This window comes from Streptomyces sp. YS-3, from assembly GCF_045257485.1.
Taxonomy (GTDB): domain Bacteria; phylum Actinomycetota; class Actinomycetes; order Streptomycetales; family Streptomycetaceae; genus Streptomyces.
Genome location: NZ_JBJHPC010000349.1, coordinates 1 through 7,791, shown reverse-complemented (window position 1 = coordinate 7,791; position 7,791 = coordinate 1). Strand labels below are relative to the sequence as shown.

Here is a 7,791-nt window from a genome sequence, read left to right as displayed (position 1 = left end):
CCACTCACCCGCAGACGCCCCCCGCCCTCACCCCTCCTCAAGCGTCGGCGGCAGGTCGAACATCGGGAACCACCGTGCCGTGTCCAGGAACGCGTTGAGGCCGACTATGCGGCCGTCCGCGATCTCCACGACCTGAAGCGCCCACGGCTCGTGCCGGCCCCCGGGCCCGCTCGGCCGGTACTGCCCGAACGCGGGCGTCCCGTTGGCGACCGTGGGGACGAGACGCGAGCCCCGGCAGTCGGCCCCGGGACCCACATGCCACGCCACGATGTCCTCGGGGCCGCGCAGCCACAGGTCGTACGGCGGCATCGACAGCGTCGCGTCCTCGTGCAGCAGGGACGTCAGGGCCGACATGTCGTACCCCTCGAACGCCGCCACATAGCGGGCCAGGAGCTTCTGCTGCTCCTCGTCGAGGGGGTCCGCCGCGTCCGAGGCGCGCGGCTCCGACTCCGCCAGCGTCGCACGCGCCCGCTGGAGCGCGCTGTTGACCGAGGCCACCGTGGTGCCGAGCAGCTCGGCCACCTCGCTCGCCTTCCAGGCGAGCACCTCGCGCAGGATGAGCACCGCCCGCTGCTTGGGCGGCAGGTGCTGGAGCGCCGCGACGAAGGCGAGCCGCACGCTCTCGCGCGCGACCGCCGTCTCGGCCGGGTCGTCCACCGCCGTCGGCAGCACCCGCGCGTCCGGCACCGGCTCCAGCCAGGTGACCTCGGGGCGCGAGCGCAGCACGGCCGAGGACGCCGTCTGCGGGGCCGTGAGGTCCATCGGGCGGGCCCGCTTGCCGCTGGCGGTCAGCATGTCCAGGCAGACGTTGGTCGCGATCCGGTAGAGCCAGGACCGCAGGGACGAGCGGTTCTCGAACTTCTCGTAACCACGCCACGCCCGCACCAGCGTGTCCTGGACCGCGTCCTCCGCCTCGAAGGCCGAGCCGAGCATCCGGTAGCAGTACCCCGTCAGCTCGGTCCGGTGTTGCTCCAGACGGGAGTCGAGGTCCGTCGCCGCCGCCGGATCCGCCGTCAGATCACCCATCGCGTCCACCCCAGATCGCCCATGTGCTCCAGCTCTTCGGAAGCTACAGGAGCCCACTGACAATCGCGCATCGGGCGGACGTATCAGCAGGTCACACGGGGTGTGGCAAGGCGCGTCGCCGCTCGGTGCGGGCGGCGTGGCTGCCGTACAGCGTCACCGAGACGACGCCGAGGACGGCGAGCAGGCCGAGCAGGACCGTGGCGGGCCAGCCGCCGGAGTGGAAGGCGACCGCGCCCAGCGTGCCGCCCGCGCTGCTGCCCAGGTAGTACGCGGACTGGTAGAGCGCCGACGCCTGGGCGCGGCCCGTCTTCGCGGTGCGGCTCACCGAGGAGGAGGCGACCGCGTGGCCCGCGAAGAAGCCCGCGGTGATCAGGACCAGGCCCGCCAGGACCGCCGCCAGCGAGTCGAGCAGGCTCAGCACCAGCCCGGCGGCCGTGGTGGAGACGGCCAGGTACAGCGCGCCCCGGCGGCCGAGCCGGGCCACCAGCGTCCCGGCGCCCGCCGAGGAGACCGTACCGACCAGGTACACCAGGAAGATCGAGCCGACCACGCCCTGCGGGAGGTGGAAGGGCGCGGCGGTGAGCCGGTAGCCGATCACGGTGTAGACGGCGCCGAAGACCGTCATGAACAGCGCGCCGATCGCGTACAGGCGCACCAGCAGCGGGTCCGCGAGGTGGCCGCGCACGGTGGCGGCCAGCGCGCGCGGGTCCAGGGGCGCGGCCCGGAAGTGGCGCGACTTCGGGAGCAGCAGCCGGAACGCCACCGCGCACCCGGCGGCCAGCAGCCCGACCGCCGCCAGCGCCGCGCGCCAGCCCCAGGCCTGGGCCACCCAGCCGGTCAGGATCCGGCCGCTCATGCCGCCGATGGAGTTGCCCGCGACGAACAGGCCGATCGCCGCGACGAGCGCCTTGGGCCGCACCTCCTCGGCGAGGTAGGCCATGGCGGAGGCGGGCAGTCCGGCCAGGGCCGCGCCCTGGACCGCGCGCAGCGCCACCAGCCAGCCGACGGTGGGCGCGAACGGGACGAGCAGCCCCACGCCGACCGCGACCGCCAGCGAGACCGTCATCGTCCGGGACCGCCCGAACCGCTCGGACACCGCGCTCAGCGGCAGTACGCACAGCGCCAGCGCGCCGGTCGCCGCCGACACGGTCCAGCTCGCCGCGGAGGCCGACACCCCCAGGTCGCCCGAGATCAGCGGAAGCAGGGCCTGGGTGGAGTAGAGGAGGGCGAAGGTGGCGACCCCGGCCGCGAAGAGCGCGAAGCTCATCCGGCGGTAGCCGGGAGCACCCGGGAAGAGCTGGTCGGGGGACGGCGCGGTGGAGGCACCCACGGTGGCGGGTGCCCCGGTACTGGCGGGAGGCATGGTTCGACCGTAGGCCCGGGAAGATTCATGCGTCCAATGCGTGAAGCGCGCATAATCGTTCCACGTACGCATAAGCACAGCTCAGGCGGGTGTCTGTCATTGAACAGTAACGAAGAAGACATGGTCGCGGTACTCGCGCCCCGCCTCGCGTACTTCGCCGCGGTCGCCCGGCACGAGCACGTCACGCGCGCGGCGCAGAAGCTCGGTATGCCCCAGTCGACGCTCTCGCGCGCGATGGTGCGGCTCGAAGAGGACCTGGGTGTCACCCTGTTCGCCCGCCGGGGCCGCACGGTCTCGCTGACCCCGGCCGGGCGCACCTTCCTCGGCTCGGCCGAGCGCGCCCTCGCGGAGGTCGGGCGGGCCGCCGAGTCGGTGCGGGCCGACGCGGACCCGGCGACGGGCAAGGTCGCCTTCGGCTTCCTGCACACCATGGGCTCCGAGACCGTCCCCGGCCTCATCCGGGCGTTCCGCGTCACCCACCCCCGGGTCCGCTTCACGCTGGTGCAGAACTACGGCGAGGCCATGATCGAGCGGCTGCGCGCGGGGGACCTCGACCTCTGCCTCACCTCGCCGGTGCCCGACGCCCCCGACCTGGTGGCCCGGCGCCTGGACGAGCAGCGGCTGCGTCTGGTCGTCCCCGACGACCACCGCCTCGCGGCCCGCAAGCGGGTGCGGCTCGCGGAGGCGGCCGAGGAGACGTTCGTGACCCTGGAGCCCGGTTACGGGCTGCGGCGCATCACGGACGACCTGTGCGACCGGGCCGGGTTCACGCCCCGGGTCGCCTTCGAGGGCGAGGAGGCGGAGACCCTGCGCGGCCTGGTGGCGGCGGGCCTGGGCGTGGCCCTGCTGCCGCCGCCCGCGGTGGCCCGCCCGGGCGTGGTCGAGCTGACGGTGACGGCGCCCCGGGCCGTCCGCGAGATCGGGGTGGCCTGGCTCGACGGCCACCCCGACACCCCGCCGGTGGCCGCCTTCAAGGCGTTCCTGCTGTCGCGGCGGGGGCAGTTGCTGCCGGAGTGAGCGCCCTACCGCCGCCGCTGTCCGCCGAGCGACTTCCCGAAGCCGGCCGCCAGCGGCATCCGCAGCCCCAGCGGCGGCGGGGCCGCGAGGGCGTCGGCGACGGGACGCGCGTACGCGTGCGCGAAGAGCGACCCCTGCACGAAGTCGGCGGCCAGCGCCAGGACTTCCGTCCGGTGCTGGCGCAGCCCGTGCCCGTCGGAGTGGACCTCGAAGCGGCAGGTGTCGCGGTTGGTCTTCTTCGCGCGCGTGGCGAGCTTGAACGACAGCTCCGGGTCGCAGCGCGCGTCATTGGTGCCGTGCACGATCAGCACCCGCCGCCCCACCAGCTGCTTCACCGGTTCCGGCTCGGCCGCCACGTCCTCCTCCGGCAGCCAAGGGGCCAGCGCCAGCACGCAGTCGACGGCCTCGTGCCCCGCGGCCCGCAGCGCCGCCCGCCCGCCCATCCCGTGTCCGGCCAGGCACACCGGCACGTCCCCGTACCGCCGTCCCACCTCGTCCGCGGCCCACTCGGCGTCCGCCGCGAGCCGGGCGTCGCCGCCGTTCCAGCCCCGGCCCCGGTAGCGCACCAGATGGGCCACCAGCCCGTCGTCGCGCCCCGCGCGGGCCAGCCGCCGCGCCAGCGGCAGCGCCGAGGCGTACGCGAGGGAGGAGGGGCGGCGCGCCGAGACGGGATCGCCGTCCGGCAGCACCAGCACCACACCGCCGACCGAGGAGCCGGCGCCGGTCGCGCCGACGGCCCGTCCGAGCCGGGCAGCAGGCAGGGAAGTCGCATGCTGTGCCATGGCAGAACAGTCTCAGAAGCCGAGGTGTACTCCACCCGTCCGCGCGGTCACTGTTACGTATCGGCAACCGGGCGACTCCCGGTGATCTACGCGCGTAGGGGCTAGCATGCGCAGATGACGAGCCAGACCACCGACGTACCGACCCCGGACCAGATCCGCCGCGCCCCGAAGGTGCTGCTCCACGACCACCTCGACGGCGGTCTGCGTCCTGGCACCATCATCGAGATCGCCGAACAGACCGGGTACACCAACCTGCCCGAGACCGAGGCCGACAAGCTCGGCATCTGGTTCCGGGAAGCCGCCGACTCCGGTTCCCTGGAGCGGTATCTGGAGACCTTCGCGCACACCTGCGCCGTCATGCAGACCCGCGACGCGCTCTTCCGCGTCGCCGCCGAGTGCGCCGAGGACCTGGCGCAGGACGGTGTCGTCTACGCCGAGGTGCGGTACGCGCCGGAGCAGCACCTGGAGAACGGGCTGACCCTCCAGGAGGTCGTGGAGGCGGTCAACGAGGGCTTCCGGGAGGGCGAGCGCCGGGCCCGCGCCGACGGCAACCGCATCCGCGTCGGGGCGCTCCTGACCGCCATGCGGCACGCCGCCCGCGCCCTGGAGATCGCCGAACTCGCCAACTCCTACCGGGACTCGGGCGTCGTCGGCTTCGACATCGCGGGCGCGGAGGCGGGCTTCCCGCCCACCCGCCACCTGGACGCGTTCGAGTATCTGAAGCGGGAGAACAACCACTTCACCATCCACGCGGGTGAAGCCTTCGGCCTGCCGTCGATCTGGCAGGCGCTCCAGTGGTGCGGCGCCGACCGGCTCGGCCACGGGGTGCGGATCATCGACGACATCGAGGTCGCCGAGGACGGCACCGTGAAGCTGGGGCGGCTCGCCGCCTACGTGCGGGACAAGCGCGTCCCGCTGGAGATGTGCCCGACCTCCAACCTCCAGACGGGCGCCGCCGCTTCGTACGCCGAACACCCGATCGGACTGCTGCGCCGGCTCCACTTCCGAGCCACGGTCAACACCGACAACCGGCTGATGAGCGGCACCAGCATGAGCCAGGAGTTCGAGCACCTGAACGAGGCATTCGGCTACACGCTCGACGACATGCAGTGGTTCACCGTCAATGCGATGAAATCAGCGTTCATTCCTTTCGACGAACGCCTCGCCATGATCAACGACGTCATCAAGCCCGGCTACGCCGAGCTGAAATCCGAATGGCTGTTCAAGCAGACCGCCGCGACCAGGGGTTCCACCCCGCCGATGGGCTGATCGGGAAAATCGTCCGCACGGCCGGGAGCGCAATTCCCGGCCGTTTCCCGTGGTTTCACGTGTTTGCGGGGCGAGCGGCGGTCTGACTAGCTTGCAGAGCCGCTCACATCCCCTTCCCTAGGATGAATTCCAGATGAAGCAGTCTGCCGTCAAGACGCTCGGTGCCGCCGCTGTCGGTGTCGCCTTCGCCGCCGCTGCCGCCGGTACGGCCTCCGCCGCGCCCGCCGTGGCCGGAGTTCCCGAGCTCCCCGCCCTGTCCGGCCTGACCAAGACGCTGCCCGTCGAGGGTGTCGCCAAGACGCTCCCCAAGGGTGCCCCGCAGTCGCTGACCGCCGGTCAGCACGCCCTGGGCAAGGGCGCGTCCGCGCCGACCGGCGCGGACCCGGTGGGCGGCCTCCTGGGCGGCCTGCCCACCGGCAGCCTGCCGCTCGGCGGCGCCGGGCTGCCCGCCCTCGGGGGCTGATGGCAGGAACGTGCCGCCTGCCGGTGCGTGGAGGCGTTGTGGCGGGGCGCACATCCGGTCGCGGGTGTGCGCCCCGCCGCGTCTGTGCCAGGATCGCGGCTCGTACGCGGACAACTGACAGGTGAGTAGAATTCCACGATGCGTGTGAAGGCGACTGGACTCGCCGTGCTGTCGGCGTCGGCGCTCCTCCTCACCGCCGCGTGCGGCTCGGGGGGTGCCTCGGACGACAAGGCCGCCGCGCGCGCCTCCCACGCCTCCTCGCCCTCGCCGGCCACCGCCCTCCAGCGGACGGCCCTCGCCCAGGGCGACGTGCCCGGCTACCAGGTCTCCGCCGACACCACCGCCCAGGGCCGGACCCGTCCGCAGGCCGACCGCCCCCAGTGCCAGCCGCTCGCCGACGTCATGGGCGACCGGCCGAACCCCCGGGCGCGCGAGACGGTCAACCGGGGCCTGGGCTCGCAGCGCAGGCTCGGCCTCGCGGTCGCGGCGTCGCTCAGTACGTACACGCGCGCCGACGCCGGGAAACTGGTGAAGGACCTGCGGGCCGCGATCGTCGCCTGCCCCGCCTTCAAGGTCGATCTGGGCGCCACGACCTCCACGTACGCGCGCGTGAAGGCGCGGCCGTACCGGATCGGCGGCGACGAGTCGGTGAGCTGGTCCGCGTCGTCCACCCAGGTGGGCGTGGAGACGCCGGTCCACATCGTCGTGGTGCGCCGCGGCACGACGATCGTGCGGTTCATGACGATCAACCTGGGCGCGCCGGCCAGGGGCGGGGTGCAGGAGCTGGTGGAGGTGCCGAGGGACGTGGCGGACAGGCAGCTGGAGAAGGTGCGCCGGGTGCTGGGCTGACGTCCGGCGGCGGCCTCGCTCACCAGGCCGGGCGCTGGGTCCTCTCGTTGGGGACGAGGATCCACAGGGCGATGTAGAGCAGGAACTGCGGGCCGGGCAGCAGGCACGAGAGGACGAAGATCACGCGCATGGTGGTGGCGGAGGTGCCGAAGCGCCGTGCCAGCGCGGCGCACACCCCGCCGATCATGCGTCCGTCGCGGGGGCGGGCAAGGGCGGCCATGGTGACTCCTTCGGGCTGAGGCCGGTGCCGTGTCGTTCGGCACCTTGTCGTTCGCTGCCTCCACCCTGCCGCCCCGAACGGGGCAAAGCGTCGGACTACGGGGCGATCCCGACCCTGGGAATCGTCGGGGTACGACCCTGAGCCGCCGCCGGTACGCGCGGGCCGTACCCCTGACGCCGCCGCAGCGCGAGACGCCCGGCCGGCACGACGGCGATATGGGCGAAGGCGGCCCCCGCGGTGTTCAGGAGCAGCGCGTCCACGTCGGCGACCTGACCGGGGACGGACGTCTGCAACAGGGCGATGCCGAGGGAGACGAGGGCCGCGGCGGCGGTCGTACGGAGGAGGGAGGCGACGGGGGAGACGTCGAGCCGTCCGCCGACGAGGGGGAACAGCACGCCGAGCGGCGCGAGCAGCAGCAGGCCCTGCCCGATCCGGCTCACCGCCTCGACCCAGCCGAGCGCCAGGTCGGCACGGATGCCGGCGAGCGGGGTGAGGTTGGGCGCGGTCACCCACATGACGTCGCGGGGCCGCAGGGTGAGACACGCGACGAGCGCCAGATGCGCGAGAAGAAGAGCGCAGCCCGCCACGCGGAACCGGATGACGGGGGGGTTGCCCAGGGCATGACGCTGTTGCACATGGGCGAGGACGCGCGGGGGCGCGCGAATGGTTCCGGCCGGGGGTTCGTCTGCGGCTGGGTGGGGGCTGGTCGCGCAGTTCCCCGCGCCCCTTGAAGGGGCCTGCGGCCCCCCAGGGCGCCTTCCGGAACGGCTGAATGTGCTGCCCCGGATACGCCGGACTACCC

The 7,791-nt window shown here is 73.4% G+C and carries 9 protein-coding genes; 4 read left to right on the top strand and 5 right to left on the bottom strand.

All coding sequences use genetic code 11. The annotated features are described in order from the left end of the window. Positions 1-27: 27 nt before the first annotated feature. Positions 28-1,026, bottom strand: a complete 999-nt coding sequence (locus ACJA3G_RS24590) for a sigma-70 family RNA polymerase sigma factor (protein WP_406555216.1) — start codon at positions 1,024-1,026, stop codon at positions 28-30. 91 nt (positions 1,027-1,117) lie between these two features. Further along, on the bottom strand, positions 1,118-2,389 hold the full coding sequence (locus tag ACJA3G_RS24585) for an MFS transporter (protein WP_406555215.1): 1,272 nt from the start codon (positions 2,387-2,389) through the stop codon (positions 1,118-1,120). Positions 2,390-2,509: 120 nt separating this feature from the next. On the opposite strand from ACJA3G_RS24585, the gene ACJA3G_RS24580 reads away from it, so the two are divergent. Then, on the top strand, positions 2,510-3,406 hold the full coding sequence (locus tag ACJA3G_RS24580; protein ID WP_406555214.1) for a LysR family transcriptional regulator: 897 nt from the start codon (positions 2,510-2,512) through the stop codon (positions 3,404-3,406). Positions 3,407-3,411: 5 nt separating this feature from the next. Here ACJA3G_RS24580 and ACJA3G_RS24575 read toward each other — a convergent pair whose 3' ends face one another. Beyond that, positions 3,412-4,188 (bottom strand): prolyl oligopeptidase family serine peptidase, encoded by a 777-nt coding sequence (locus tag ACJA3G_RS24575; protein WP_406555213.1) that lies wholly within the window; start codon positions 4,186-4,188, stop codon positions 3,412-3,414. Positions 4,189-4,302: 114 nt separating this feature from the next. Here ACJA3G_RS24575 and ACJA3G_RS24570 point away from each other — a divergent pair, with 114 nt between their 5' ends. From ACJA3G_RS24570 to ACJA3G_RS24560, 3 genes are all read left to right on the top strand, one after another. Continuing rightward, on the top strand, positions 4,303-5,457 hold the full coding sequence (locus tag ACJA3G_RS24570; protein ID WP_406555212.1) for an adenosine deaminase: 1,155 nt from the start codon (positions 4,303-4,305) through the stop codon (positions 5,455-5,457). A gap of 133 nt (positions 5,458-5,590) precedes the next feature. After that, positions 5,591-5,920 (top strand): ATP-binding protein, encoded by a 330-nt coding sequence (locus ACJA3G_RS24565; RefSeq protein ID WP_406555211.1) that lies wholly within the window; start codon positions 5,591-5,593, stop codon positions 5,918-5,920. Positions 5,921-6,058: 138 nt separating this feature from the next. Further along, the gene (locus tag ACJA3G_RS24560; RefSeq protein WP_406555210.1) at positions 6,059-6,769 is read left to right on the top strand and encodes a hypothetical protein; all 711 of its coding nucleotides are present in this window, start codon (positions 6,059-6,061) and stop codon (positions 6,767-6,769) included. Positions 6,770-6,788: 19 nt separating this feature from the next. On the opposite strand, the gene ACJA3G_RS24555 is transcribed toward ACJA3G_RS24560, so the two are convergent. Both ACJA3G_RS24555 and ACJA3G_RS24550 read right to left on the bottom strand, forming a co-directional pair. Next, positions 6,789-6,989, bottom strand: a complete 201-nt coding sequence (locus ACJA3G_RS24555) for a PspC domain-containing protein (RefSeq protein ID WP_406555209.1) — start codon at positions 6,987-6,989, stop codon at positions 6,789-6,791. Positions 6,990-7,084: 95 nt separating this feature from the next. After that, a complete protein-coding gene (locus ACJA3G_RS24550; RefSeq protein WP_406555208.1) occupies positions 7,085-7,624 on the bottom strand; it encodes a VanZ family protein in 540 nt (179 codons plus the stop codon). Positions 7,625-7,791: the final 167 nt, after the last annotated feature.

Excerpts from the sequence above, each read along its gene's own strand:
- ACJA3G_RS24560 (WP_406555210.1), top strand. The coding sequence starts at position 6,059 with ATGCGTGTGAAGGCGACTGGACTCGCCGTGCTGTCGGCGTCGGCGCTC.
- ACJA3G_RS24570 (WP_406555212.1), top strand. The coding sequence starts at position 4,303 with ATGACGAGCCAGACCACCGACGTACCGACCCCGGACCAGATCCGCCGC.
- ACJA3G_RS24590 (WP_406555216.1), bottom strand. The coding sequence starts at position 1,026 with ATGGGTGATCTGACGGCGGATCCGGCGGCGGCGACGGACCTCGACTCC.
- ACJA3G_RS24565 (WP_406555211.1), top strand. The coding sequence starts at position 5,591 with ATGAAGCAGTCTGCCGTCAAGACGCTCGGTGCCGCCGCTGTCGGTGTC.
- ACJA3G_RS24575 (WP_406555213.1), bottom strand. The coding sequence starts at position 4,188 with ATGGCACAGCATGCGACTTCCCTGCCTGCTGCCCGGCTCGGACGGGCC.
- ACJA3G_RS24585 (WP_406555215.1), bottom strand. The coding sequence starts at position 2,389 with ATGCCTCCCGCCAGTACCGGGGCACCCGCCACCGTGGGTGCCTCCACC.
- ACJA3G_RS24580 (WP_406555214.1), top strand. The coding sequence starts at position 2,510 with ATGGTCGCGGTACTCGCGCCCCGCCTCGCGTACTTCGCCGCGGTCGCC.
- ACJA3G_RS24555 (WP_406555209.1), bottom strand. The coding sequence starts at position 6,989 with ATGGCCGCCCTTGCCCGCCCCCGCGACGGACGCATGATCGGCGGGGTG.